At 61.6% G+C, this 25,926-nt stretch carries 21 protein-coding genes; 12 read left to right on the top strand and 9 right to left on the bottom strand.

The window, feature by feature from the left end:
- Positions 1–52 precede the first annotated feature (52 nt).
- The 3 genes from A7X77_RS12090 to A7X77_RS12080 form a co-directional block, all read right to left on the bottom strand.
- Complete coding sequence (locus A7X77_RS12090; protein ID WP_064683167.1) at positions 53–1,000, bottom strand: substrate-binding domain-containing protein; 948 nt, start codon at positions 998–1,000, stop codon at positions 53–55.
- 86 nt (positions 1,001–1,086) lie between these two features.
- Entirely contained in the window at positions 1,087–2,091 is a 1,005-nt protein-coding gene (locus tag A7X77_RS12085; RefSeq protein WP_064683166.1) for an ABC transporter permease, read from the bottom strand.
- Positions 2,092–2,166: 75 nt separating this feature from the next.
- The gene (locus A7X77_RS12080) at positions 2,167–3,693 is read right to left on the bottom strand and encodes a sugar ABC transporter ATP-binding protein (protein ID WP_064683165.1); all 1,527 of its coding nucleotides are present in this window, start codon (positions 3,691–3,693) and stop codon (positions 2,167–2,169) included.
- A gap of 268 nt (positions 3,694–3,961) precedes the next feature.
- On the opposite strand from A7X77_RS12080, the gene A7X77_RS12075 reads away from it, so the two are divergent.
- Complete coding sequence (locus tag A7X77_RS12075; RefSeq protein WP_064683164.1) at positions 3,962–4,993, top strand: LacI family DNA-binding transcriptional regulator; 1,032 nt, start codon at positions 3,962–3,964, stop codon at positions 4,991–4,993.
- A 62-nt stretch (positions 4,994–5,055) separates the two neighbouring features.
- Here the strand turns inward: A7X77_RS12075 and xylA are convergent, their stop codons facing one another.
- The 5 genes from xylA to A7X77_RS12050 form a co-directional block, all read right to left on the bottom strand.
- Positions 5,056–6,366, bottom strand: a complete 1,311-nt coding sequence (xylA, locus tag A7X77_RS12070) for a xylose isomerase (RefSeq protein ID WP_064683163.1) — start codon at positions 6,364–6,366, stop codon at positions 5,056–5,058.
- 189 nt (positions 6,367–6,555) lie between these two features.
- The gene (gene xylB / locus A7X77_RS12065) at positions 6,556–8,010 is read right to left on the bottom strand and encodes a xylulokinase (protein WP_064683162.1); all 1,455 of its coding nucleotides are present in this window, start codon (positions 8,008–8,010) and stop codon (positions 6,556–6,558) included.
- Between the two features lie 18 nt (positions 8,011–8,028).
- Positions 8,029–9,054 carry a LacI family DNA-binding transcriptional regulator gene (locus tag A7X77_RS12060; RefSeq protein WP_064683161.1) on the bottom strand — a complete coding sequence of 342 codons (1,026 nt, stop codon included), beginning with the start codon at positions 9,052–9,054 and terminating at the stop codon, positions 8,029–8,031.
- A gap of 206 nt (positions 9,055–9,260) precedes the next feature.
- Positions 9,261–10,859, bottom strand: a complete 1,599-nt coding sequence (locus tag A7X77_RS12055) for a DHA2 family efflux MFS transporter permease subunit (protein WP_064683160.1) — start codon at positions 10,857–10,859, stop codon at positions 9,261–9,263.
- A gap of 27 nt (positions 10,860–10,886) precedes the next feature.
- Positions 10,887–12,095: an HlyD family secretion protein gene (locus A7X77_RS12050; protein WP_064683159.1), complete on the bottom strand. Its 1,209-nt coding sequence runs from the start codon at positions 12,093–12,095 to the stop codon at positions 10,887–10,889.
- Positions 12,096–12,246: 151 nt separating this feature from the next.
- Between A7X77_RS12050 and A7X77_RS12045 the strand changes: the two genes are divergently transcribed.
- From A7X77_RS12045 to lysS, 5 genes are all read left to right on the top strand, one after another.
- Positions 12,247–12,927, top strand: a complete 681-nt coding sequence (locus tag A7X77_RS12045) for a TetR/AcrR family transcriptional regulator (RefSeq protein ID WP_064683158.1) — start codon at positions 12,247–12,249, stop codon at positions 12,925–12,927.
- A 106-nt stretch (positions 12,928–13,033) separates the two neighbouring features.
- The gene (locus A7X77_RS12040) at positions 13,034–13,873 is read left to right on the top strand and encodes an AraC family transcriptional regulator (protein ID WP_064683157.1); all 840 of its coding nucleotides are present in this window, start codon (positions 13,034–13,036) and stop codon (positions 13,871–13,873) included.
- Between the two features lie 211 nt (positions 13,874–14,084).
- On the top strand, positions 14,085–14,834 hold the full coding sequence (locus tag A7X77_RS12035; protein ID WP_064683156.1) for a TerC family protein: 750 nt from the start codon (positions 14,085–14,087) through the stop codon (positions 14,832–14,834).
- A 242-nt stretch (positions 14,835–15,076) separates the two neighbouring features.
- Complete coding sequence (gltX, locus tag A7X77_RS12030) at positions 15,077–16,543, top strand: glutamate--tRNA ligase (RefSeq protein WP_064683155.1); 1,467 nt, start codon at positions 15,077–15,079, stop codon at positions 16,541–16,543.
- A gap of 22 nt (positions 16,544–16,565) precedes the next feature.
- Complete coding sequence (lysS, locus tag A7X77_RS12025; protein WP_064683154.1) at positions 16,566–18,062, top strand: lysine--tRNA ligase; 1,497 nt, start codon at positions 16,566–16,568, stop codon at positions 18,060–18,062.
- Between the two features lie 170 nt (positions 18,063–18,232).
- On the opposite strand, the gene A7X77_RS12020 is transcribed toward lysS, so the two are convergent.
- A complete protein-coding gene (locus tag A7X77_RS12020) occupies positions 18,233–18,973 on the bottom strand; it encodes a hypothetical protein (protein ID WP_064683153.1) in 741 nt (246 codons plus the stop codon).
- Positions 18,974–19,152: 179 nt separating this feature from the next.
- On the opposite strand from A7X77_RS12020, the gene A7X77_RS12015 reads away from it, so the two are divergent.
- The 6 genes from A7X77_RS12015 (at position 19,153) to A7X77_RS11990 (ending at position 25,715) form a co-directional block, all read left to right on the top strand.
- Positions 19,153–20,061 carry a LysR family transcriptional regulator gene (locus A7X77_RS12015; RefSeq protein ID WP_064683152.1) on the top strand — a complete coding sequence of 303 codons (909 nt, stop codon included), beginning with the start codon at positions 19,153–19,155 and terminating at the stop codon, positions 20,059–20,061.
- 120 nt (positions 20,062–20,181) lie between these two features.
- On the top strand, positions 20,182–21,342 hold the full coding sequence (locus A7X77_RS12010; RefSeq protein WP_064683151.1) for an ABC transporter substrate-binding protein: 1,161 nt from the start codon (positions 20,182–20,184) through the stop codon (positions 21,340–21,342).
- 184 nt (positions 21,343–21,526) lie between these two features.
- Positions 21,527–22,513, top strand: a complete 987-nt coding sequence (locus A7X77_RS12005) for an ABC transporter ATP-binding protein (protein WP_064683150.1) — start codon at positions 21,527–21,529, stop codon at positions 22,511–22,513.
- Positions 22,510–23,472 (top strand): ABC transporter permease, encoded by a 963-nt coding sequence (locus A7X77_RS12000; protein WP_064683149.1) that lies wholly within the window; start codon positions 22,510–22,512, stop codon positions 23,470–23,472. The genes A7X77_RS12005 and A7X77_RS12000 overlap by 4 nt, the downstream gene beginning before the upstream one ends.
- Entirely contained in the window at positions 23,462–24,274 is an 813-nt protein-coding gene (locus tag A7X77_RS11995) for an ABC transporter permease (RefSeq protein ID WP_064683148.1), read from the top strand. The genes A7X77_RS12000 and A7X77_RS11995 overlap by 11 nt, the downstream gene beginning before the upstream one ends.
- A 13-nt stretch (positions 24,275–24,287) precedes the next feature.
- Positions 24,288–25,715, top strand: a complete 1,428-nt coding sequence (locus tag A7X77_RS11990) for a gamma-aminobutyraldehyde dehydrogenase (RefSeq protein WP_064683147.1) — start codon at positions 24,288–24,290, stop codon at positions 25,713–25,715.
- Positions 25,716–25,926: the final 211 nt, after the last annotated feature.

The raw sequence follows: 25,926 nt of genomic DNA, 5'->3' as shown, positions 1-25,926 counted from the left end.
CCAGATAGAAAAGCGCCCATCCTTACGAATGGGCGCGTATGTCCAATCGCTATCAGAACGGAGAATCCGGGAAGTAGAAGTTCTTGGCATTCTCCTGGGTGACGAGCGTCGCGTCGAGGATGTAGTTGCCGTGGACCGGGACTTGATCGTAGAGCGCGGCCGCCGTCAGCTCCATGGCCGTGCCGACCATTGACGGCGGATAGAGAACGTCGACCGGAATCAACTTGTCGCCGTCCATGACCTTCTTGACCATGTCCTTGGAGCCGGCGCCGGCGACGACATACTGGATGTCGGTACGCTTGGCCTGCTCGATCGCCTGCAGAACGCCGACAGCCATGTCGTCGTCCTGGCACCATACCACGTCGATCTTCGGGTACTTTGTCAGATAGTCCTGCATGACCTTGAAGGCGTCGTCGCGGTTCCAGTTGCCGTATTGGCGGTCAAGGACCTTGACCTTGGAGCCGGCGATACCCTTGTCGAAACCGTCCTGGCGCTGCTGGTCGATCGGGATCGGCAGGCCGCGGATGACGACGACTTCAGCCTCCGGCGTCTTTTCGGCAATATATTTGCCGGCGACTTCGCCGAGCGCCGGATTGTTGCCGGCGACATAGAGATCGCGGACGGAGTTGTCGTTGTTCGACGGTGCACGGTCGACCAGCGCCACGAACTTGCCCTTGTCCTTGACTTCCTTGATGGCGTTGACGAGCGGATCCGGATCCGAGGGCAGAATGACGAGCGCGTCGATGCCCTGCGTATCGAGGTCCTGCACGGCATTGGCCTGCGTCGCAGCATCCGGCGAAGTCTTGACGATGACGTTCAGGCCCGGATGTTCGGCCATCAGCTTCTTGGCAATACGCTCGGCGTGGAACACGACCCCGGAAGTCCAGCCGTGATCGGCCGCCGGAATGGATACGCCGATCGTGTAGTTCTTGTCCTGGCCGTAGGCTGCGCCGGCAAAAGCCACCCCCGCAACCGCCAGACCCAACATGAGCTTGCGCATGCTATTTCCTCCCAAAAATATCAGGGACTTGTCCAATTCGAGCCGGGTGCCCTGTAAAGCCCGGCCAATCCGAGGAGCTGATTACGTCAGGATTTGCGCACCAGTGACCGCTGCACCAACATGGCGATGATGATGATCGCACCCTGGATCGCACCGATCAGATACTCGCTGATGAAGTTCGAGAGCAGCATGATGTTGCCGACGAGTTCGAGAATGAAGGCGCCGCAAATCGTGCCCCAGACGCGGCCGGCGCCACCCTTGAGGGCCGTGCCGCCGACGACGACGGCGGTAATCGCCTGCAACTCCCACAGGATGCCGGTCGTTGCCGAGGTGGAGCCGAGACGCGGCACGTAGAGCAGCACGGCGATCGCCACGCAGAGGCCCTGGATGACGAAGGCAATGGTGCGCACGCGATTGACCGCGATGCCGGAATAGCGCGCGACATCACTGTTCGAACCGACAGCGACGACATGGCGGCCGTAACGCGTGCGGTAAAGGATGAAGGCCGCGATCGCGGTCACGACGAGGATCACCACGATCGGAACCGGAAGACCGAGGATATTGCCGAAATAGGCCGGACGGTAGAGCGTCTGGATGTCGCTCGAGCGCAAAGTGATCGCGCCGCCCTGCGACAGCCAGGTGGTCAGGCCGCGATAAATGCCCATGGTGCCAAGCGTGGCGATGAAAGGTTCGATCTTGCCGACGGTGGTGATGAGGCCGTTGGCGAGGCCGCAAAGAGCCCCGGCAATGACCGTGAACAGCACAGCAGCCATCAGCATCAGCACCGGATCGGCAATGACGCCCGAATTGATCAGCAGGATCATCAGACTGGCGACGAAGGCCACCATCGAGCCGACGGAAAGATCGAGGTCTCCGGCGGAGATGACGAACGTTGCGCCGACGGCGATGATGGCGATGAAGGCGCAGCGTGTCGCGACGTTAGCCAGATTGGTGATGCCGATGAAATTCGGATTGACCAAGGCGCCAACGATGAGAAGCATGGCCAGGGCGGCAAAGGGTGCAACCGCGCGCAGATCGACGTCACGCCAGGACCTGCGCCGGATTTCCCTGGTCTCTTCGTTAACACTCATATCCAAAACCAACCTCCCGCCCCAGACTCTGGGTGCGTTACCTATTGTCCGCCTCGTCGAAGTCCTGCTCCGCCTTTACGCGGCCGCCTTCCTTTTCAGCCCGGCGGCGTAGCGCATAATCTCCTGCTCGGAGATCTCGTCTCCCTCGAGTACGCCGACGATATGCCCCTCGCGCATCACCGCCACCCGCGTGCAGAGCCCGATGACCTCCGGCATCTCCGAGGAAACGACGATGATCGACCGGCCGTCGCGGGCGAGCGCCGAGATGAAATGATAGATCTGCTGCTTGGTGCCGACATCGATGCCGCGCGTCGGCTCGTCGATGATGATGATATCGGGATCGGTCTCCATGACCTTGGCGAGCAGCAGCTTCTGCTGGTTCCCGCCCGACATGCGGCCGGCGACGATATTGCCGTCGCGAACCCTGATGTCGAAGCGTCGCTTGGCCTTCGCCAGCGCCGCCGCTTCGCTGCTTGGGTTGAGATAGCCATGGCGAGAATGCCGTCCGAGCGATTGCAGCGTCAGATTGGCCGTCATGCCGGAGCGCAGCAGCAGGCCCTTCGACTTGCGGTCCTTGGTCATGTAGGCAAGGCCGCAGCGATTGGCGGCATGCACGTCGCCGGAGGGAACAGTTTGCCCCTTGATGACCACCTCGCCCTCAAGGCGGGTTCGCAGGCCGGCGATCGCCTCCATCAATTCAGTGCGGCCGGAGCCGATCATCCCGGAGAAGCCGATGATCTCGCCCCTGCGCACCTCAAAGCTCGCATCCCGGACATAACCCGTCGACACCGAGGAAACCCTGAGGACGACCTCCTCGTCGACATCGGGCTCGACCTTGGCGGGATAGAGGCTGGAAAGCTCGCGGCCGACCATCAGCTGCGCGATCGATTCCCCGTCAAGAATTGATGTCGGCGACGTCTTGACCCACTGGCCGTCGCGCAGCACTGTCACCCGATCCGTCAACTCCATCACTTCATCGAGCTTATGGGAGACGAAGACGAAGCTGGTGCCCTGGTCGCGCAGCTTGCGAACCTGCTTGAAGAGCATGTTTGTCTCTTCCCGCGACAAGACAGCCGTTGGCTCGTCCATGAACACGACGCGCGCATCGCGGCTGATTGCCTTGGCGATCTCGACCATCTGCTTGTCGGCGATGGAAAGCGTGCTGATCAGCGCATTCTCATCGACATGCGAACCGAGCACGTCGAGAACCTTGCGTGTCTCGGCGCGCATATATTTGCGGTCGAGCACACCGAAACGCGTGACCTCACGGCCGAGGAACAGGCTCTCCGTCACGGTCAGATGTTCGGCGAGATTGAATTCCTGGTGGATGATGACGATGCCGAGCGCTTCCGCCGCACCATTGGGCGGCAGGATAACGGGCTGGCCGTCGAGCAGAATCTCGCCGGAACTCGGCTGCTCGAAGCCGGACAATACTTTGACGAGGGTGGACTTGCCGGCGCCGTTTTCACCCATCAGCGCATGGATTTCGCCGGCACGGAGATCGAAATTGACGCTGAAGAGCACCTGCACGCCGCTGAAGGATTTGCATATGCGCCTGGCGGACAGCACCACGGGGGCGGTGTCGGCGGTCTCCACGGTCATCATCCCCTCCCAACGAGCGCCTTGCATCCGGCAGAACGCACCGGCGCCGCTCCATCGCCTTGAACTAGCGCATGTTTTCTGAAAAGCGTTTTGATCTTCAGAGCCCATGCGCATGCGGCTCCCCGTCCGCTTTGAGCCCTATGTAAACCTTTACATAAGGCATGTAAAGGTTTACATCGTGAAATTGCACAGATCCGGTGAAGCTTGCCTTTGACCTCTCCACGAGTCTGTGTAGTGTCGCGGCGAAGACAGCCCAAGGCAGAGCGCAGTGTCGAATTCCACGCCCGCAACAATCGAAGACGTCGCCCGGATCGCCGAGGTCTCCATCGCGACGGTTTCGCGGGCGATCCACACCCCGGAAAAGGTCGCCAACTCGACGCGGCTTAAAGTCAATCAGGCGATCGCCGTCACCGGCTACACCACCAACGCCATGGCGCGCAGCCTGAGGCTTGGCCGTTCCAACATGATCCTGGTCGTGGCGCCCGACATCGGCGATCCCAATTTCTCCAATATTCTCGTCGGACTGGAGAACGAGGCGCGCGCCCACGGCTACGGCATCCTGATCGGCCACACCCAGAACGACGCCCAGCGTGGCCTGGAATATCTGAAATTCCTCAACTCCAATCAGGCGGCCGGGCTGATCCTCTTCACCGGCATCCTGCCCTTCGGCCATCAGACGATGACCGCCCGGCTGCCGCCGAGCGTCGGCGTTTTCGAACCGGTCTTCAACGGCGGCATTCCCTATGTCGGCGTCGACGATATCGAGGGGGCGCGAAAGGCGGTGGATCTGCTGCTGGCCGAAGGCCATCGCAAGATCGCCTTCATCGGCGATTCGCGCACCCGGCTTGCCTATGTCAGGCGCCGCATGGGTTATGATGCCGGCCTCGATGCCGCCGGCGTCCCGCCGGATCTCAGGATCGTGCTCGAAGGCGACGGCACGATCGAAAGCGGCCGGCATGCGGTCGAACAGCTGTTCATGCGCGACACGCTCCCGACCGCCTTCATGTGCGTGAACGACCAGACGGCAATCGGCGTCATGATCGGGCTCGGCGCACGAGGTTATGATATTCCACGGGATTTCTCGGTGACCGGTTTCGACGACGTGCCGCAGGCCGTCTTCATCTCCCCCTCGCTGACGACGATCCGCCAGCCGCGAACGGCGATCGGCAAACAGGCGATGGCGCTGCTGTTGGAGCTCCTGTCCGATGGTCGGCCGGCCGAGACGGAAATCCTGCTGCGGCCGGATCTGGTGGTTCGCAACTCCGTTTCCGCACCGTCGCGCCAATGGTTGAAGCGCTGAAAACGCTATGATAGCGGCTACAAAGAGCTGCGCCGGCGACCGCTGGCCGCCGGCGCACCTTATCAGACGTAACGGTTGACGACGTTCTCGAGCAGTTCCTGCTGACCGGATCTCGGCTGCGGGTTGACGTCCTTGGTCTCGACCCAGTTGGTGATCTCATCCAGCGAGTATTCGCCGCGGAAGAGCTTCTGCGCCTCGGCCGTTTCCCAGCCGGCATAACGATCGGCGAGCGGCTGCGACAGGGCCTTGTCCTCGATCATCTTGGCGGCGGCCTTCAGGCCGCGGGCGCAGCAATCCATGCCGCCGATATGGCCGATCAACAGGTCTGCCGGATCGAGCGACTGGCGGCGCAGCTTGGCGTCGAAGTTGGTGCCGCCGGTCTTGAAGCCGCCGCCTGCCAGAACGTGGTAATAGGCAAGCGCCATTTCCGGAACATTGTTCGGGAACTGGTCGGTGTCCCAGCCGGACTGATAGTCGTTGCGGTTCATATCGATCGAGCCGAAGATGCCGAGCGCATTGGCGAGCGCCAGCTCATGCTCGAAGGAATGGCCGGCCAGGATCGCATGGCCCTGCTCGATATTGACCTTCACCTCGTTTTCCAGGCCGTGCTTCTTGAGGAAGCCGTAAACGGTCGCGACGTCGTAGTCATACTGGTGCTTGGTTGGCTCCTGCGGCTTCGGCTCGATCAGGATCGTGCCCTTGAAGCCGATCTTGTGCTTGTATTCGACGACAAGGTTGAGGAAGCGGCCGAGCTGGTCGAGCTCGCGCTTGATGTCGGTGTTGAGCAGCGTCTCGTAACCTTCGCGTCCGCCCCAGAGCACATAGTTCTCACCACCGAGCTTCTGCGTGGCGTCGATGCAGGTCTTCACTGTCGCGGCGGCGAAAGCGAAGACATCCGGATCCGGGTTGGTCGCAGCACCCGACATGTAGCGGCGGTTGGAGAAGAGGTTGGCCGTGCCCCACAGCAGCTTGGTGCCGCTCGCAGCTTGCTTCTCGGCGAAATAATCGACGATCTCGTTGAGGTTCTTGGAGTTTTCGGCGAAGTTCTTGCCTTCAGGACGCACGTCGGCGTCATGGAAGCAGTAATAGGGCGCGCCGAGCAGCGAGAAGAATTCGAAAGCAACGTCGGCCTTGAGCTTGGCAGCCTTCATCGTGTCTTCGAACCAGGGGCGCAGGAAGGTCTGCCCGCCGAAGGGATCGCCGCCCGGCCAGGTGAAGGTGTGCCAATAGGCCACCGCAAAACGCAGATGGTCTTCCATGCGCTTGCCCATGACGATCTCGTCCGGCTGGTAATGGCGGAAGGCCAGCGGATTGGTGCTGTCAGGGCCTTCATATTTGATCTTCTGGATATCGCCGAAAAATCCGGTGCTCATGTCAGGTCTCCTTGGGTTCGTATCTTTCGAAGTTCTGTATTGTTGGTCTACGCCAGTGGCCCCCTCATCGGCCTGCCGGCACCTTCTCCTCGAGGGGAGAAGAGACACGGTGCGGCACCTCATTTCCCTTCTCCCCTCGGGGAGAAGGTGGCCCGAAGGGTCGGATGAGGGGGCCGCTGGCCCAACCTCTCAATGCGCCAGCGATTTGATCGCCGGATAAACTGCCCGGTAACGCGTATAGGCATCCTCGTAAGCGCCGCTCAGCGCCGACACCGGTTCGATCGTGCCTGATGTCACCGGCGGCGTGCAGACGGCAATCGGATCGGCACCCGTTGCGGCAATCAGGCCGAGGCGGGCAGCGCCGAAGGCCGCGCCGAAATCGCCGTCGGCGGGCAGGTCGACCGGAACGCCGAGGGCAGTGGCGATTGATGCCAGCCAGTAGCGCGAGCGCGAACCGCCGCCGATCGCCGTGACGCGGGATATGCCGGTGCCGGCCGACCGCAGCGCTTCGAGATTGTCGCGGATGGCGAAGGCGACACCTTCGAGCACCGCCTGGGTCAGCACGGCGCGGCTGCTTTCATGTTCCAATCCGATGAAGGCGCCGCGGATGACCGCATCATTGTGCGGCGTGCGCTCGCCGGAGAGATAGGGCAGGAAGGTGACGCCGGTCGGCGCCTTCAGCGTCTCGCCGAGTTCGCCGGTGAGATCGGCGGCCGATTTGCCGGTTACACCGGAATGCCAGTTGAGAGCATCGGTCGCCGACAGGATGACGCCCATCTGGTGCCAGGTGTTCGGCAGCGCGTGGCAGAAGGCGTGTACGGCGCTGTCCGGCTTCGGCAGATAGGAGCCGTTGGCGGCAAAGAGAACGCCCGAGGTGCCGAGCGAGACGAAGGCGGCGCCATCGCTGACGGTCCCCATGCCACAGGCCGAAGCAGCATTGTCGCCCGCGCCGCCGGCAACGACAACATTGCCCGATATGCCCCACTGTGCCGCCAGCTCGGAGCGTAGTCTGCCGGCCGGTGCCGTGCCTTCGACAAGCGTCGGCATCTGCTCCTCGGAAAGATCGGTGGCGGCGAGCAATTCGGACGACCAGGCGCGCTTGCCGGTGTCGAGCCAGGAGGTGCCGGCCGAATCCGACATTTCGGAAATATATTCGCCGGTCAGCCACAGACGCAGATAGTCTTTCGGTAGCAGCACCTTGGCGATCTTCGCGAAAATGTGCGGCTCATGCTTCTTGATCCAGGCGAGCTTCGGCGCCGTGAAGCCGGGGAAGACGATATTTCCGGTGAGTGCGCGGAAGCGCGGATCGGCGTCGAGCGCTGCGGCCTCGACATGACTGCGCGTGTCGTTCCAGAGGATGCAGGGGCGCAGCAGCTTGTCGGCGGCGTCGATCAGCGTCGCGCCGTGCATTTGGCCGGAAAGGCCGATACCCCTGACCGCGGCAAGCTCTTTCGGCTGTTTCGCCTTGAGACCGGCGACGGCTTCTTCGGTGGCGCGCACCCAATGGGCCGGCCCCTGCTCCGACCAGCCGGAATGCGGACGCGAAACGTCGAGCGTACCATTGGCCGAGCCGACGATCGTCTGATCGTCGTCGATCAGCATCGCCTTGACGCCGGAGGTTCCGAGATCGAGACCGAGATACATGGGTATGCTCCTTTGCCGTTACGGCAGATTGTCTTTCAGGAATATGTCGAGACGGATGCGCTCCTGCGCGTCGATCACCGGGAGCCCGTCCGCCTTGGCTTTCAGCACGCGGATCGCACTGCGCACTTCGTGGCCGGCGTCCTGATTGAGGATCGCATCGATCGTATTGTCGATCAGCGCCGCCCGCGTATGGCTGGTCAGTTCATGGGCGATGACGGTCAGCGTCCGGTCGACGGCCTTCTCCTTCAGCGCCCGGATGAGGCCGCGATTGCCGGCGCCGAGACTATAGACGCCGACAATGCCGGCATTCCTGGCAAGCGCGTCGGCGACGAGCATATGGGCGATCTCCGGATCGTCACGGCCTTCGAGCACCGGCAGGATCGCCAGATCGGGAAACTCCGCGGCCATGACTGCGGTGAAGCCCTCCAGCCGCTCGCGATGGTCGCGCACCAGCATGGACCCGGCGAGCACGGCGATCTCGCCCTTTCGCGGCCCGAGAAAGCGGCCAAGCAGACGCGCGGCCGTGCGGCCGGCCGCGATATTGTCGACGCCGGCATAATGGTGGCGCAGCGAGCCCGTCAGGTCGGAAACCAGCGTGACGATGGGAAAGCCCGCACGTACCAGCCTGTCGACGGTGGCGCGCACCTCAGGTGCATCGGTCGCGACCATGGCAACGCCGCAAGGCTTTCCCCGAGAGAGCTCTTCGAGCACAGCGACGAGAGCGGCCGGATCGAAGGCCGGCACCTCGACGGTGCGAATATCGGTGCGCTCGGCAGCCGAACGGAGGATCGCTTGCCGGATTTCCCCATTGACCCCGTGCATGAAGGAATTGTCGCTGGCCGGCAGAATAAACACCAGCGGATAGGTGCGGCCCTTGGCGAGATTGGCCGCAGCCACGTCCCTGATATAACCGAGCTCGCGGATCGCGGTTTCGACCTTTTCGCGCGTGACGTGGCGCACACCCGGACGCTGGTTGAGAACCCGGTCGACAGTCGCAAGACTGACCCCGGCAGCGGCAGCGATATCGTGAACTGTTGGCCTCATCATTCCTCCTGATGAGAGCATTAACGCCAATTTTGATGTACGTAAATCAAAAAAACGACCGGTGACTCGCGCATCGCGTTTCCCGCATCGCCGTCGGCCTGGAGCCGGTCAGCAGATCGAGCATTGGCTGATCGCATAGAGGCTGGAAAACTGCAAACAAAAAGGTCCTCCGGGGAGGACCTTTTCATGGGGCGGCAGGCCGGAGGTCAGTGGCCGCCACCGCCTCCCCCGCCTTGCGGCGCGGGTTTCTGGATCATCGCGACTCCAAGGATCATCGCGACGAAAAGCGCGGTCAGGATCAGGAAGACATCGCTGAAGGACAGGATGACTGCCTGCTTGGTGGCAAGCCCGACCATCTGCTTGATCGCGACCGAGGCGCCGTCCATGCCGTAGCTGTTGAAATTGGCGGCCACGTTGTTCATCTGGTCGATCGCCGCCGGATTGCCCCAATCCATATTCTCGCGCAGCCGCTCGTAATGCACGTCCTGTCGGTTGGTGAGCACGGTGTTGATGACGGCTAGACCGACGGCGCCGCCGAGGTTTCTGGTCAGATTGAATAGACCGGACGCTCCGCGAATGCGCGAAGGCGGCATCGTGCCGAGCGCGATGTTGTTGATCGGCACCATGCACATCATCAGCCCGAAGCCGCGCAGGATCTGCGGGATGAAGAGCTCGTAAAAATCCCAATCCGCGGTCAGATGGATCATGATGTATGTGCCGGCCGCGAAGCTGACGAATCCGATCACCATCATCAGGCGCAGGTCCATCTTGGTCGATAGCCGGCCGGCGATCGGCGCGGTGACGAACATCGCAAGGCCGGAGACGAACATCGTCTCGCCAATCATCAGTGAATCATAGCCGCGGATGCGTCCGAGATAGACGGGATAGATATAGGTGAGGCCATAGAGACCGATACCCATCACGAAGGAGAAGACCGAGCCGAAGGAGAAGTTTCTGTTCGCAAAGGCCTTGAGATCGACGACAGGGAATTCCACTGAAAAGGCGCGATAAAAGAAAATGATGGCCGAGACGCCTGAGGCAACGGCCGCGATGGCGATGGATTCGTCGTTGAACCAGTCGTTGGAATTGCCCTCTTCGAGCACGTATTCCAGCGCCCCTAGGAACACGCCCATCGAGACCAGTCCCCACCAGTCGAACTTTTTGAACAGCGACAGTTCCGGCTTGTCGAAATCGATGAAGTTCCAGGTGACGATGGTGACGATGATGCCGGGAATGATGTTGACGAGGAACAGCCAGTGCCAGGAGAAGGCGTGGCTGAGATAGCCGCCGACAGTCGGGCCGATCGTCGGCGCGAGCGTCGCGATCAGGCCGATGATCGGCGAGACGATGCTGCGCTTCGACGGAGGGAAAATGGTGAAGGCGGCCGCGAAGACTGACGGGATCATGCCGCCGCCGATGAAGCCCTGAATGGCGCGATAGACGATCATCTGGTCGATATTCGTCGCCGTTGCCGCAAGGGCGCTGGCCATGGTGAATCCGGCGGCCGAGATCGCAAAGAGGTAACGCGTCGAGATGATGCGCGCCAGCGTGCCCGACAGCGGGATCATGATTACTTCGGCGATCAGATAGGACGTTTGCACCCAGCCGATCTCATCGGAACCGGCCGAAAGGCCGGCCTGAATTTCCGCAAGCGACGCCGAGACGATCTGAATGTCGAGGATCGACATGAACATGCCGAGCACCATCGCGAAGAAGGCGATAAGCTTCCTCGGATCCATGCGATCCTCAGCATGGGCAGGCGCTGCCGGAATCGTTCCCGCTGTTGCTGTCGCGCTTCCGGCCATCGGACCACCTCCGCCTTGTCTAAAGGCTTACTTGCTCGGCGCCGTGCGGGTATCGACGTCGACGACGACGCTGAGGCCCGCGCGCAGACGCCCGCTGTCGAGCGCCTCCTGCGGCAGCGCGATGCGCACCGGCAGGCGCTGGATCACCTTGGTGAAGTTGCCCGTGGCATTTTCCGGCGGCAGCAGCGAAAAGACCGAGCCGGACGCCGGCGAGATCGATACGACGGTGCCGACGATCGGATGATCGTCATAGGCATCGACATGGACGTTGACCTTCGAGCCCGGAACGAGATGCTGGATCTGCGTTTCCTTGAAATTGGCGTCGATGTAGAGCTCATGCACCGGAACGAGCGCCATCAGGCGCTGGCCGGGCGAGACGAGATCGCCTTCCTGAACCGAGCGGTTGCCGACAATGCCGTCATAGGGCGCCTTGAGCACGGTGAAGGAAAGGTCGCGGGCGGCCTTGTCGCGCGAGATTTCCAGTGAACGGACCGAGCCTTCGGCTTCCTTGCGCTGGGCCTGCAGAATGGTGATGTTGGCCTGAGCCGCGGTGATGTTGGCGTCGCCGCCGGCAAGATTGGCCTTGGCCTGGTCGAGCGCAATATTGGCATTGTCGAGATCGGCAGCAGTGCCGACAGACTTCGCCTGAAGCTCGCTCTGGCGCTTCTGGGTGATTTCGGCGCCGCGAACGGCCGCTTCGAGTGCCACCTTCTGTGCCTGCGCCTGCGCGAGGCTCGCATTGGCGCCTTCGATCTGCGCGTCGATGCGCTGGAGCGAAAGCTGTTCGGTGGCGATCTGGGCCTGGGCCTGATCGAGCGCGTTCTGGTAGTCGCCATTGTCAAGCGTGGCGAGCACGTCGCCGGCTTTGACTTCCTGGTTGGCGACGACGTTGACCTTCGCGACGTAGCCCGTGACCTTCGGCGAAATCGTTGCGATATCGCCTTCTATATAGGCGTCGTCGGTCGACACCATGAAGCGGCCGTTCGTCCACCACTCGTAACCATACCAGGCGCCGCCTGCGAGAAGGGCGAGCACGACGATCGGCAGCACCGGGCTGCGGCGCTTCTTCGCAGCCACCGGGGCTGCGTCCGAAGCCGGCGCCGACTGCGCGGGAGCAGACGGCTTCTCGCGCGCTTCCGCCGTCGGAACTTCCGCAACGGCCGCGACCTTTGCCTCTTGGGCTTCGGCGTTTTCGCTGACGATACGTGCGACGTTGCTTTTCTGGTTGCTCGACATGGTCACTTACCGATTTTGGAGTCATTAATCGAACTGAACGGTTCGGTTCAGTTGACATAAACCTGTTTTACCGTCATATCAAGATGCATAGAACCAATCGGTTCGATTTCTTTTAAGGAAGAGGCGAAACCGTAAACACGGTTAAGGAGACATGACGCTGAAATCCGACAATGCCGCCGTATTCAGCCCTCCCCCCGCTGGAGGCCGATTTGCCGCGGGCGAAGATCCGGCCAAGCGCCAGCAGATCCTCGACGGCGCCAAACGCGTCTTCATGAAAATGGGCTTCGACGCCGCCAGCATGAACGACGTGACGCGTGAGGCCGGGGTTTCCAAGGGAACGCTCTACGTCTATTTCACCAATAAGGAAGAACTCTTTTCGGCGATGGTCGAAACCGAGCGCGCCGCCTTCGTGGCCGCCGTGCGCACGGCGCTTGCCGAACATGACGATCCCGAGTCCGGACTGTATGAATTCGGAATAAGCTTCGTCACCCATATGACCGACGAAAAGGTCATCACTGCGATGCGTACCGTTCTCGGCGTTCGAGACCGCATGCCGGCGCTCTGTCAGCGCTTCTTCAAGGGGCCGGTCAATCTGCGCACCATAATGCGCGATTTCCTGGAACGTCATATCGCCGAGGGCACACTTGTCATTGATGACATCGATCTGGCCGCCGGCCAGTTTCTCGATCTTGCCAGTGGCAGTTTCTTCAAGCTGCGCCTGTTCGGCAGCATGGAAGAACCGCCGACTCGCGAAGAGATCGACCGCGTCATTCGCGGTGCGATCAGGGTCTTCATGGCGGCCTATGGCGCACGCCGGCACGAAACCGCCTGATCGGTTTTCTTGACTGCTCGCTTGCATCGGCCAAAACTCCGCAAGAACGATCAAACCCGGCTTTCGGCTTTTCTCTAAGGAAGAAGCCGCAACCAGGGGAGTGAGAATGAGCGCCATCGCACGGGCGATCTGGTTCATAGAGAGCCATTTCGAAAGCGATATATCGCTGGAAGAGATATCGGAAGCAGCCGGATTGTCGCGCTACCATCTGTCGCGCGTCTTCGGGCTGGTCACCGGCCACTCGATCAGCGGCTATATCAGGGGGCGGCGCCTCAGCCGCGCCGTACCCGCGTTGGTCAGCGGCTCATCCACCATCCTCGAGGTTGCGCTTTGCGCGGGCTACGGCTCCCACGAAGCTTTCACCCGTGCCTTTCGCGACCAGTTCGGCATAACGCCGGATGCGGTGCGCAGACAAGGGCACACTCGTAACCTTATCTTACTGGAGCCGATCAGAATGGACCCCGCCCACCTGAACGACCTCGAACCGCCCCGCTTCGAAAACCTTCCGCCGATGCTCTTTGCCGGTCTGCAGGAGATTTACGCCCATGGCGGCAATGCCGCCATTCCCTCCCTCTGGCAGAGATTCAATGCCCATTTCGGCCATATCTCCGGCCAGAAGGGCAATGTCGCCTATGGCATCTGTACGCATATCGACGGCGAAGCGGAGAAATTCCGCTATATGGCCGCGGTCGAAATCTCCGATACCGGCGATCTGCCGCCGGATTTCGCAACCCTTAAGCTTCCCGGCCAGCGCTACGTCGTCTTCACCCATCGCGGCCATGTCTCCGGGATTCCACTCACCATGAACCGGATTTTCGGCGCATGGTGGCCGACATCAGGCCTGGACCACGGCGAAACGCCTGACATGTTCGAACGCTACGACGAGCGCTTCGACCCTTATACCGGCATGGGCGTCACTGAAATCTGGCTACCTATCAGAGCATGATGCCGAAAAGTGTGAGCGGTTTTCGGGCGACACATGCTCTAACTGTTTAATTTAGAACAGGATTCAAATTCAAGGCCGACCCGGCCTTAAATCATCCTGTTCTAGGGAATAAAAGTCACATCGATTTCGTATATCCCCTTGCGGTGCTTGCGCAGCAGACCGCGGACACTACATTGCGGGCGTCATCGGTGACGCAAGGGGATATAAGCTAATGCAGGAAATTATGACGCTCATTCAGGATCCGGCCGCCTGGGTGGCGCTCATCACGCTGGTGGTGATGGAAGTCGTTCTCGGCATCGACAACCTGATCTTCATTTCCATTCTCACCAACAAACTGCCCCACGAGCACCGGGAGAAGGCCCGCAAGATCGGTATCGGTCTGGCCCTCATCATGCGCCTGGCGCTGCTCGGCACCGTCGCCTGGATCGTGCAGCTGACCGAACCGCTGTTCGAAGCTTTTGGACACGGCTTCTCCTGGAAGGATCTGATCCTGATCGCCGGCGGCCTGTTCCTCGTCTGGAAAGCCACCAAGGAAATTCACCACACGGTCGATCCGGTCGATCATCAGGAGGATTTCATCGCGAAGTCCGTCACGACAGGCTTTGCCTCGGCCATCGGCCAGATCCTGCTGCTCGACCTGGTCTTCTCCGTCGACAGCATCATCACCGCCGTCGGCATGACGCCACACCTGCCGATCATGGTGATCGCCGTCATCGCCGCCGTCACCGTCATGCTGGTCGCCGCCACCCCGCTTGCCAACTTCATCGAGCGGAATCCGACGATCGTCATGCTGGCGCTCGCCTTCCTGCTGATGATCGGCACGACGCTGATCGCCGAAGGCATGGGCTTCCACGTACCGAAGGGTTACGTCTACGCCGCCATGGCCTTCTCCGCGCTGGTCGAGGTGCTGAACATGTTCGCGCGCAACGCCCGCAAGCGGAAACGCGAAGGCGCTCACTGAGACTGAAGCAAGGGGCGCGTCGCAGCCGGCGCGCCCTGTCCCAGGTCGTCAGGCCCTTTGCAGGCGCGGTTTTTCTTGACGCGCCGGATTGAATATGGCCTAAGGCCAGCCGAACGGACGATCGGCGGATGGTGCGGGCATATGCCCTTTTTCCGGCCGGTTTGCCGAAGATATCTGCATCCTTCCGGCCGAACGTCGCTTTCCCGCGAAAACCGTCCGGCATTCATTGACGGGCACACACAATGACAGTTTCCGGCACAGCTACCGGCGTTCGCGTCCGCATCGCTCCCTCGCCGACCGGCGAGCCGCATGTCGGCACCGCTTATATCGCTCTCTTCAACTATCTCTTCGCCAAGAAACATGGTGGCGAATTCATCCTGCGCATCGAAGATACCGACGCGACGCGCTCGACCCCTGAATTCGAGACGAAGGTGCTGGACGCACTGAAATGGTGCGGGCTCGAGTGGAAGGAAGGTCCCGATATCGGCGGCCCCTATGGCCCCTATCGCCAGTCCGACCGCAAGCCGATGTACCAGCCTTACGCCCAGGAGCTGCTGGACAAGGGCCACGCCTTCCGCTGTTTCTGCACGCCAGCGCGGCTGGAGCAGATGCGCGAAGCGCAGCGCGCCGCCGGCAAGCCGCCGAAATATGATGGCCTTTGCCTCAGCCTGACGGCGGAGGAAGTGACGTCGCGCACCGCTGCCGGCGAAGCCTCGGTCATTCGCATGAAGATCCCGGCTGAAGGCTCCTGCGACTTCACCGACGGCGTCTACGGCGATGTCTCCATCCCTTGGGATTCGGTCGACATGCAGGTGCTGATCAAGGCCGACGGCATGCCGACCTATCACATGGCCAACGTCATCGACGACCATCTGATGCAGATCACCCATGTGGCCCGCGGCGAGGAATGGCTGGCTTCGGTGCCGAAGCACATCCTGCTTTATCGCTATTTCGGCTGGGACCAGCCGGTCTTCATGCATCTGTCGCTGATGCGCAATGCCGACAAGTCGAAACTGTCGAAGCGCAAGAACCCGACCTCGATCTCCTATTATTCGGCGCTCGGCTATATCCCCGAAGCGCTGATGAACTTCCTCGGCCTGTTCTTCATCCAGATCGCCGAAGGCGAGGAATTGTTGACGATGGATGAGCTGTCGGAAAAGTTCGATCCCGACAACCTCTCCAAGGCCGGCGCGATCTTCGACATCCAGAAGCTCGACTGGCTGAACGGCCGCTGGATTCGCGAAAAGCTCTCGGAAGAGGAGTTTCAGGCGCGCGTGCTGACCTGGGCGATGGAAAACGAGCGCTTGAAGGAAGGCCTGCGCCTGTCGCAGACCCGCATTTCCAAGCTCGGCGAGCTGCCCGATCTCGCCGGCTTCCTGCTGAAGTCCGATCTCGGGCTGCAGCCGTCCGACTTCGCCAAGATCAAATCGCCGCCGGAAGAGATTCTCGAGATCCTCAACACCGTTCAGCCGGATCTCGAAAAGATCTTGGAATGGAATGTCGAGACGATCGAGGCGGAGCTGCGCGCCATCGCCGACCGCATGGGCAAGAAGCTGAAGGTCGTGGTCTCGCCGCTCTTCGTCGCCGTCTCCGGCTCGTCGCGCTCGCTGCCGCTCTTCGATTCCATGGCGATCCTCGGCCGCTCGGTCGTGCGCCAGCGCCTGAAGCTCGCCGCGCAGGCGGTCGCCGCCCTCGTCGGCTCGAAGTAAGAACAGTCAGAGGATTTCGACAGTGGCTGACAACAAGACCGAAAACACTCTTTCCTCCGACGCGACTGAGGTGCGCGCCCAGAAGCTGAAACTGCTGCGCGAGCAGATCGGCGAAGTCTATCCGGCGCATTTCCACCGGACGATGACCAATGCCGAGCTCGGCGCCAAATACGAATCCCTGGAACCGGATGTCGAGACGCACGATGTCGTCACCGTCGCCGGCCGCGTCTATTCCTCGCGCAATTCGGGCATGTTCATGGATATCCATGACGCGTCCGGCAAGATCCAGATCTTCTCGCATAAGGATGTCACAGGCGAGGAAGCCCGCGCCCTGCTGCCGATGATCGACATCGGCGACATCATCGGCGTTACCGGCATCGTGCGCCGCACCAAGCGCGGCGAACTAACGATCAACGCCCAGAAGATCGAGATGCTGACCAAGTCGCTGCTGCCGATGCCCGAGAAGTGGCATGGCCTTTCCGACATCGAGCTGCGTTATCGCAAGCGCCATCTCGACATCATGACCAACGAGGATTCGAAGCTGCGCTTCCAGCAGCGCTCGAAGATCGTCTCCGGCATCCGCCGCTTCATGGAGAATGACGGCTTCATGGAAGTCGAGACGCCGATGCTGCAATCGATCTATGGCGGCGCCACCGCCGAGCCGTTCAAGACGCATCACAACACGCTGAAGCTCGACATGTATCTGCGCATCGCGCCGGAACTGTTCCTCAAGCGCACGCTGGTGTCGGGCCTCACCGACAAGGTCTTCGAGATCAACCGCAACTTCCGCAACGAAGGCGTATCCACCCGGCACAATCCCGAATTCACGATGATGGAGTGCTACTGGGCCTATGCCGATTACGAGGACATGATGGACCTCGTCGAGCGGCTGTTCGAGAGCTTGGCGCTTGCCATTCACGGCACCACGGAGTTCCCCTTCGGCGACAAGACGATGTCCTTCAAAGGGCCGTTCAAGCGCGTGCCGATGCCCGATGCCGTCAAGCAAGCGACCGGCATCGATTTCCTCGCGATCAAGACCGATGAGGAAGCGCGCGCTGCTGCCAAGGCTGCCGGCTTTGCCGTCGAGAAGGATTGGACCTGGGGTGAATGCCTCGCCTTCATCTTCGAGGAGAAGGTCGAAGCGACGCTGATCCAGCCGTCCCATGTCACGCATTTCCCGAAAGACATCTCGCCCTTCGCCAAGGAAGTGCCGGGCGAACCGCGGCTAGTCGAACGCTTCGAGACCTATTGCAACGCCTGGGAACTCGGCAACGCCTTTTCGGAACTCAACGATCCCGAGGAGCAGCGCCGCCGCATGGTCGAGCAGCTCGAACAGGCGCATGCCCGCGGCGAAAGGGAAAAGCAGCTGGACGAGGAATTCCTCGACGCGATCGACCAGGGCATGCCGCCGGCCGGCGGTCTCGGCATCGGCGTCGACCGTCTGATCATGCTGCTGACCAATGCGCCGTCGATCCGCGACGTCATCCTCTTCCCGGCCCGCCGCAGCAAAGCCGACTGACAGGAAGAGACGTCGGAAAACGAAAGCGGAGTGCCACTGCATAATTCCTTAAATCGGAATCGATTTAAGGAGAGAATTATGCAGCCATCCAAAAGTGCTACAGCGTCCTTTGCGCGTCTGATAAGACGCGCAGGCGCTGTAGGGGGCGCTCCGCTTTTTTCATGCTGCGGTCAGTGTATCTTTGAAGCTTCCGCCGGCGGCTCTTCGGCCGGCGCCTCAGCCACCACGTCGGGGCTGCCGCTCTCGCCGGCGGGCACGGCTTCGCTTTCGGCAGCGGATGCCGCGCCATGTCCGCCGCCTGCATCCTTCTTGCCCATTTCCTCATTCTTGGTCGAGGCGACGGCGACTGGGTCGACACAATCCTCTGGATCCTTGAACGAGGCGCTGATCATGGCGATCTCGTCGGCCGGCATGTCGATGCGCTCGCCGAAGAACAGCCCGTTTTCGCTGGCCTTGCCGTCATAGTAGCGCGCCGTATAGGGCTTGTCGTCGAGACCGGGAATCGTCTTGTCGGGATGCGGGATGTAGACGACGTCGGCGCCGATTGCCCGGCCGCGAATATCGGCGCGCAGCGTCGGGCCGTTCTCGTCGAGCACCACCACCTGTACCAGATCCGGTTTCTGTGCGGCATAAACAGCCTGGGCGACACGCAGCGCCGTCCTGACACGCGTCATGCCGTCGGTTGGTTCGGTCTTGATGTATTTCCGTATCCAGACGTGATCCTGCTTCTTGATCGTCACCAGGTTGACGTCGGAGCATTCGAGCCCGGAACCGCCGCCGGAGACACCCATCAACCTGTCCTTGCCGACATATAGCGCCGCACCACCGGAAACGCCTGCCAGAAGCGCGACGCCGCCGATGATGATTGCCAATTTCCGGGTAGGCCGGAATATGCGCAGTAAGGCCTTCACGCCAACTGCTCCGCCATCTCAAACTCCAACGCAGGACAGGTGCCGGGAATGCTAGAGAACTGACGTTTCCGAAAGTTTAAGTGAGCATGCCAAGCCTGCCCCATTTTGAAAAAACACCAAAAAAGGTCCGCCTTTTTCAACCGCTTGCCACCACACATTCCTTCATGCTCTAAACTCTGATGGCCTTCACGCTTCGCCAGATCCAATATTTTGTCGCCGTCGCCGAACAAGGTTCGGTGACACGCGCCGCGCAGAATCTTTCGATCTCGCAATCCTCGGTGACGGAAGCGCTGAAGGAGCTCGAAACCGATCTCGGCGTCGAGCTCTTCGAGCGCCATCCGCGCGGCCTGACGATCACCCACAACGGACACCAGTTCCTCCGTCACGCGACCAAGATCCTCGCCTCCGTCTCCGATGCGCGCACCAGCTTCTCCGGCCGGCAGAGCGCCCTTTCCGGCACGCTGAACATCGGCGTCACCTCGCTCGTCGCCGGCTACGTTCTCTCCGACTTGCTGGCGCGATACCGGCGCGCCTGTTCTGGAGTCGAGGTCAGTGCGATAGAGGACAATGGCAGCTATCTCGAGCATCTCCTGGTCGGCGGCGAACTCGATGTCGCGGTCATGGTGATATCGAACCTGCGCGACCGCATGGCGCTGCAGGCGGAAATCCTCGAAACCTCGCCCTATCGGCTATGGCTGCCGATGGGCCATCCGCTGGTCTCGGCCGATATTATCTCGGTCGCCGATATCGCCCGCGAACCGCTGATCATGCTGACGGTCGACGAAATCGAGGAGAATACCGGCAAGCTGCTGTCGGCGCTCGGCGCCCGCCCGCATGTCGCCTTCCGCACCCGCTCGGTGGAGGCGGTGCGCAGCCTGGTCGCAACGGGCGCCGGCGTCGCTCTACTTCCCGACCTCGTCTACCGCCCGTGGTCACTCGAAGGCGACCGCATCGAGAGCCGCGACGTCTCCGGCTCGCTGCCGGTGGTCCAGGTCGGCATGGTCTGGCGCAAGGGCTCCAGCCTGCCGCAGGCGGCGCGCGATTTCGTCGGCATCGCCGAAAGCCTGCGATCCGGCCGCGTCCGCTGAAATCGGAATTTCCGATATCGCCTTTCTGATAAATGAATTTGCGAAAGCGCCCATTTCGGATCACCTTCTTGAGCGGGAACAAACCGCCACGGAAAGTGGCACCAGACCGGGAGCCGGACGATGACGAATCTCTTGAAATCCTGCACGGCAGCGATCGCCTGCCTGAGCTTCGCGACGCAGGTGACCGCCGCCGAACCGCTGAAGGCGCTCGGCAAAGGCGAGGGTGCGGTCAGCATCGTCGCCTGGGCCGGCTACATCGAACGCGGCGAAACCGACAAGAACTACGACTGGGTCACCGGTTTCGAAAAAGAGACCGGCTGCAAGGTTTCCGTCAAGACCGCCGCCACCTCGGATGAAATGGTCTCGCTGATGAACGAGGGCGGCTTCGACCTCGTCACCGCATCGGGCGACGCATCGCTGCGCCTCATCGCCGGCAAGCGTGTTCAGCCGATCAACACCGATCTGATCCCGAGCTTCAAGAATGTCGACCAGCGTCTGCAGAACGGCGCCTGGTATACGGTCGGCGGCGTACATTACGGCGTGCCCTATCTCTGGGGCCCTAATGTGCTGATGTACAATACCGATGCCTTCAAGGACAAGGCGCCGACCAGCTGGAACGTCGTCTTCGAGGAACAGACGCTGCCCGACGGCAAATCGAACAAGGGCCGCGTCCAGGCCTATGACGGCGCCATCTATATTGCCGACGCGGCCATGTATCTGATGGCCCACAAGCCGGATCTCGGCATCAAGGACCCCTACGAGCTGACCGAAGATCAGTACAAGGCGGCCCTCGATCTGCTGCGCGGCCAGCGCAAGCTCGTCTCGCGCTACTGGCACGATGCGATGATCCAGATCGACGACTTCAAGAACGAAGGCGTCGTCGCCTCCGGTTCCTGGCCTTTCCAGGTGAACCTACTGCAGGCCGACAAGCAGAAGATAGCCTCCACCTTCCCGGAGGAAGGCGTCACCGGCTGGGCCGACACCACCATGCTGCACGCCGACAGCGAACACCCGAATTGCGCCTATATGTGGATGGAACATTCGCTGCAAGCCAAGGTCCAGGGCGACGCCGGCGCCTGGTTCGGCGCCGTCCCCTCCGTTCCTGCCGCCTGCAAGGGCAACGAACTGATGGGTGAAACCGGCTGCGCCACCAATGGCTTCGATCACTTCGACAAGATCAAGTTCTGGAAGACCCCGGTCGCCAAATGCGTGACGCAGAGCGAATGCGTTCCCTATCATCGCTGGGTGTCGGACTATATCGGCGTGATCGGCGGAAGGTAGCTGCGTCACAGCCCCTCACCCTAACCCTCTCCCCGCCTGCGGGGAGAGGGAACATGCCCCGCGACAAGTTGGTGAGCAGAAGCAGCGCCGCGTGTCCCCTTCTCCCCGCGCGCGGGGAGAAGGTGCCCGGCAGGGCGGATGAGGGGCTAACGCGGCAGAAGATAGCTATCCCCGGAGCCCTCCCATGACCTCAGCCGTCCGTTTCCAGCAGGTATCGCGCCATTTCGGCCAGGTTCGCGCCGTCGACGGCGTCGATCTCGAGATCGCGCCGGGCGAGTTCTTCGCCATGCTCGGCCCGTCCGGCTCCGGTAAGACGACGTGTCTCAGGCTGATCGCCGGTTTCGAGCAGCCGACCGCGGGCCGCATTCAGATCTTCGGCGAGACTGCCGACGGCGTTCCGCCCTATCGGCGCAACGTCAACACCGTGTTTCAGGACTACGCGCTCTTTCCGCATCTCAACATCCTCGACAATGTCGCCTACGGGCTGATGGTCAAGGGCGTCGGCAGGGCGGAACGGATGAAGGCTGCGAACGACGCCCTCGATCTCGTCAAACTGCCGGGCTACGGCGCCCGCCGCCCCGGTCAGCTTTCCGGCGGTCAGCGCCAGCGTGTGGCGCTTGCCCGCGCCCTGGTCAACAAGCCGAAAGTGCTGCTGCTCGACGAGCCGCTCGGCGCGCTTGACCTCAAGCTGCGCGAGCAGATGCAGGAGGAATTGAAGAGCCTGCAGCGCGCGCTCGGCATCACTTTCGTCTTCGTCACCCATGATCAGGGCGAGGCCCTGTCCATGGCCGATCGTGTCGCCGTCTTCAACAATGGAAACATCGTCCAGCACGGCACGCCGCAGGAAATTTACCGCTGCCCGAAGACCCGCTTCATCGCCGATTTCGTCGGCTCGTCCAACGTGATCACACCCGATCTGATGGCCTCGCTCGGCGGCGAGAAGCGCTGGGCGAGCCTGCGCCCCGAGGCGATCCGGCTGGCAAGCGATGGCGTCGAGGCGAAAGTCGAAAGCGCAAGTTTTCTCGGCGCGGCGACACGCCTCTCCGTCGATCTCAAGGGCAGCCGGCTGCATGTCATGCTGCCGGCGGGCTCACCCGTGCCGGATGTCGGCGCCGGCATCCGGCTTGCCTGGAAGCCTGCCGATATCCACTATATGGACGACGCGGCATGACGGCGCTCACCATGTCAGGCGGCAAGACATCGATCCTTCCGCGACGCGGCGGGTTCTTCGGCCTGATGTCGGACACCTTCTGGCGGCACCCGAAGCTCTTGCTCTTCCTGATGTTGACGCCGCCGCTGCTCTGGCTCGGCATCATCTATATCGGCTCGCTGATCGCCCTGCTGTTGCAGAGCTTCTTCTCGATCGACGATTTTTCCGGACTGGTGAATTACGAATTCACGCTGTCGACCTACGCCCAGCTTCTGAGCCCGACGAATTTCGACATCATCATCCGCACCGTCGTAATGGCCGCACTCGTCACCCTCGCATCCGCGGTGATCGCTTTCCCGATCGCCTACTATGCCGCGCGTTATGCCCAGGGCAAATGGAAGGCGCTGTTTTATCTCGGCGTCATGCTGCCGCTCTGGTCGAGCTATCTCGTCAAGATCTACGCCTGGAAACTGATCCTCGCCAAGGAAGGCATCCTCACCTGGATCTTCGAGAAGCTCCGTCTCACCTGGCTGCTCGACGGCATCTTGAACCTGCCCGTCGTTGGCGGCAATTCGCTGTCGGTGAGCTACCTCGGCACCTTCATCGTCTTCGTTTATGTCTGGCTGCCCTATATGATCCTGCCGACGCAGGCGGCGCTCGAACGCGTGCCCGGCAACCTCATCGAGGCCTCGGCGGATCTCGGCGCCACACCGCGTCAGACCTTCCGCACCGTGCTGCTGCCCCTGGCGCTGCCCGGCATCGTCGCCGGTTCGATCTTCACCTTCTCGCTGACATTGGGCGATTACATTATCCCGCAGATCATCGGCTCTTCCAGGCTTTTTATCGGCCAGGCGGTCTATGCCCAGCAAGGAACGGCCGGCAACGTGCCGCTGGCGGCCGCCTTCTCCGTCGTGCCGATCGTCATCATGGCGCTCTATCTGTGGCTCGCCAAGAAACAGGGAGCCTTCGATGCGCTCTGATCTCAAGACAGCGCCGCTGCCCCTGAAGATCGCCGCTGGGATCGGGCTGCTCTTCCTGCACCTGCCGATCCTCTTGATCTTCGTCTACGCCTTCACGACGGAGGAGAAGAGCTATCAGTGGCCGCCGCCCGGGCTGACGCTGCAATGGTTCGCCGTCGCCTGGAACCGGCCGGATGTCTGGTCGGCGCTCGGCCTTTCGCTGCAGGTCGCGGTCATCGCCACAGCGATCGCGCTCGTCCTCGGCACGCTCTGCGCGGCAGCCGTCAGCCAGACGAAATTCTTCGGCCGCGAGGCGATCTCGCTGCTGGTCATCCTGCCGATCGCGCTTCCCGGCATCATCACCGGCATTGCGCTGCGCTCCGCCTTCAGCCTATTCGACATCCCGTTTTCGGTCTGGACCATCGTGCTCGGCCACGCCACCTTCTGCGTGGTCGTCGTCTACAACAATGCCGTCGCCCGCTTCCGCCGCACCTCGGGCTCACTGATCGAGGCCTCGATGGACCTCGGCGCCGACGGCTTCCAGACCTTCCGCCATGTCATCCTGCCGAATATCGGCACCGCGCTTCTTGCCGGCGGCATGCTCGCATTCGCGCTTTCCTTCGACGAGGTTATCGTCACCACCTTCACCGGCGGCCAGCAATCGACCTTGCCAATCTGGATGCTCGAAGAACTCATCCGCCCGCGCCAGCGTCCGGTCACCAATGTGGTCGCCATGGTCGTGGTGCTCGTCACCTTCCTGCCGATCCTGGCAGCCTATTACCTCACCCGCGACGGCGACCAGATTGCCGGCGCCGGCAAATAACAGGGAGAACATCATGGATACCCAAATGCTGATCGGTTCCCGCTTCGAAAAAGGCACGGAGACGGAAGAGCACATCCTGAACCCCAAGACTGGCGAGACGGTGACCGACCTTCCCGAAGCCTCGCTGTCCCAGGTCGACGCCGCTGTCGATGCCGCCGAAAAAGCCTTCAAAAGCTGGTCGCAGACGACGCCGGGCGAACGCTCCGGCTACCTGCTGAAGATCGCCGACGCCATCGAGAAGGATGCCGCCGGCTTCGCCGCATTGGAGGCTTTGAATTGCGGCAAGCCAATCAAATCAGTGCTCAACGATGAAATCCCGGCGATCGTCGATTGTTATCGTTTCTTCGCCGGCGCCGTGCGCAACCTGCATGCACCGGCCGCCGGCGAATACCTCCCCGGCCACACCTCGATGATCCGCCGCGATCCGATCGGCGTCGTGGGCTCGATCGCGCCGTGGAACTATCCGCTGATGATGATGGCCTGGAAACTGGCGCCGGCGATCGCCGGCGGCAATACTGTTGTCTTCAAACCTTCGGAGCAGACGCCGCTGACCGCGCTGAAGATGGCGAGGCTGCTCTCCAAAATCCTGCCCGAAGGCGTCGTCAACGTCATCCTCGGCCGCGGCGAAAGCGTCGGCAACGCGCTGATCAATCACGCCAAGATCGGCATGATCTCGATAACAGGCGATATCGCCACCGGCAAAAAGGTGCTGCAAGCCGCCGCCAAAACGGTCAAGCGCACCCATCTGGAACTCGGCGGCAAGGCGCCGGTTATCGTCTTCGATGATGCCGATATCGATGCCGTCGTGTCGGGCATCCGCACCTTCGGCTATTACAATGCCGGACAGGACTGCACGGCAGCCTGCCGTATCTATGCCGATGCCAGGGTCTACGACAATTTCGTCGCCGATCTCTCCTCGGCCGTCGCAAGCATTCGCTTCAACCACGCCGACGATACCGAAAACGAAATCGGCCCGCTAATCTCCCGGCGCCAGCGCGATCGCGTCGAAAGCTTCGTTGCCCGCGCTTCCGAACACAAGCACATGGAGATTACCACCGGCGGCAAGATCTCCGGCGACAAAGGTTTCTTCTTCACCCCGACCGTCATTGCGGGCGCCTTGCAGGACGACGAGATCGTCCGCCGCGAGGTCTTCGGCCCGGTCGTCTCGGTCACCCGCTTTTCCGATGCCGACGATGCCGTCGCCTGGGCGAACGACAGCGATTACGGCCTGGCCTCCTCGGTCTGGACCAAGGATATCGGCCTCGGCATGAAGACCGCCGCCCGTCTGCAATATGGCTGCACCTGGATCAACACGCATTTCATGCTGGTCAACGAGATGCCGCATGGCGGCCTCAAACAGTCTGGCTACGGCAAGGACATGTCGACCTACGCGCTGGAGGACTACACCGCCGTGCGTCACGTGATGATCAATCACGGCTGAACGGCGAACAGCCTGATCTGCTCAGCCAGTCTGGCGCAAGGTGCGAGCAAGGGCTTGCCGCCGCGCCAGACCATATCGGAGCGCAGCCTACGATGGTTGCCGGTGATTGATCGTCGATCGGCAAATCACAGCCGGTATACGCTTTGAAGGGAGCCTCGTTTCGCCCGAGGCAATGCGGTCCGATGCCAACGGTCTGGAACAATCTCCCGGT

The organism is Rhizobium bangladeshense (assembly GCF_001662075.1).
GTDB classification, from domain to species: domain Bacteria; phylum Pseudomonadota; class Alphaproteobacteria; order Rhizobiales; family Rhizobiaceae; genus Rhizobium; species Rhizobium bangladeshense_B.
Note: the sequence above shows the minus strand (reverse complement) of the source record. Positions and strands in the feature narration are given on the sequence as shown.

What these genes read in the sequence shown, in the direction of transcription:
- A7X77_RS12090 (WP_064683167.1), bottom strand. Translation starts at nt 1,000, where the DNA reads ATGCGCAAGCTCATGTTGGGTCTGGCGGTTGCGGGGGTGGCTTTTGCC.
- A7X77_RS12085 (WP_064683166.1), bottom strand. Translation starts at nt 2,091, where the DNA reads ATGAGTGTTAACGAAGAGACCAGGGAAATCCGGCGCAGGTCCTGGCGT.
- A7X77_RS12080 (WP_064683165.1), bottom strand. Translation starts at nt 3,693, where the DNA reads ATGACCGTGGAGACCGCCGACACCGCCCCCGTGGTGCTGTCCGCCAGG.
- xylA (WP_064683163.1), bottom strand. Translation starts at nt 6,366, where the DNA reads ATGAGCACCGGATTTTTCGGCGATATCCAGAAGATCAAATATGAAGGC.
- xylB (WP_064683162.1), bottom strand. Translation starts at nt 8,010, where the DNA reads ATGTATCTCGGTCTCGATCTCGGAACCTCCGGCGTCAAGGCGATGCTG.
- A7X77_RS12060 (WP_064683161.1), bottom strand. Translation starts at nt 9,054, where the DNA reads ATGAGGCCAACAGTTCACGATATCGCTGCCGCTGCCGGGGTCAGTCTT.
- A7X77_RS12055 (WP_064683160.1), bottom strand. Translation starts at nt 10,859, where the DNA reads ATGGCCGGAAGCGCGACAGCAACAGCGGGAACGATTCCGGCAGCGCCT.
- A7X77_RS12050 (WP_064683159.1), bottom strand. Translation starts at nt 12,095, where the DNA reads ATGTCGAGCAACCAGAAAAGCAACGTCGCACGTATCGTCAGCGAAAAC.
- A7X77_RS12045 (WP_064683158.1), top strand. Translation starts at nt 12,247, where the DNA reads ATGACGCTGAAATCCGACAATGCCGCCGTATTCAGCCCTCCCCCCGCT.
- A7X77_RS12040 (WP_064683157.1), top strand. Translation starts at nt 13,034, where the DNA reads ATGAGCGCCATCGCACGGGCGATCTGGTTCATAGAGAGCCATTTCGAA.
- A7X77_RS12035 (WP_064683156.1), top strand. Translation starts at nt 14,085, where the DNA reads ATGCAGGAAATTATGACGCTCATTCAGGATCCGGCCGCCTGGGTGGCG.
- gltX (WP_064683155.1), top strand. Translation starts at nt 15,077, where the DNA reads ATGACAGTTTCCGGCACAGCTACCGGCGTTCGCGTCCGCATCGCTCCC.
- A7X77_RS12015 (WP_064683152.1), top strand. Translation starts at nt 19,153, where the DNA reads ATGGCCTTCACGCTTCGCCAGATCCAATATTTTGTCGCCGTCGCCGAA.
- A7X77_RS12010 (WP_064683151.1), top strand. Translation starts at nt 20,182, where the DNA reads ATGACGAATCTCTTGAAATCCTGCACGGCAGCGATCGCCTGCCTGAGC.
- A7X77_RS12005 (WP_064683150.1), top strand. Translation starts at nt 21,527, where the DNA reads ATGACCTCAGCCGTCCGTTTCCAGCAGGTATCGCGCCATTTCGGCCAG.
- A7X77_RS12000 (WP_064683149.1), top strand. Translation starts at nt 22,510, where the DNA reads ATGACGGCGCTCACCATGTCAGGCGGCAAGACATCGATCCTTCCGCGA.
- A7X77_RS11995 (WP_064683148.1), top strand. Translation starts at nt 23,462, where the DNA reads ATGCGCTCTGATCTCAAGACAGCGCCGCTGCCCCTGAAGATCGCCGCT.
- A7X77_RS11990 (WP_064683147.1), top strand. Translation starts at nt 24,288, where the DNA reads ATGGATACCCAAATGCTGATCGGTTCCCGCTTCGAAAAAGGCACGGAG.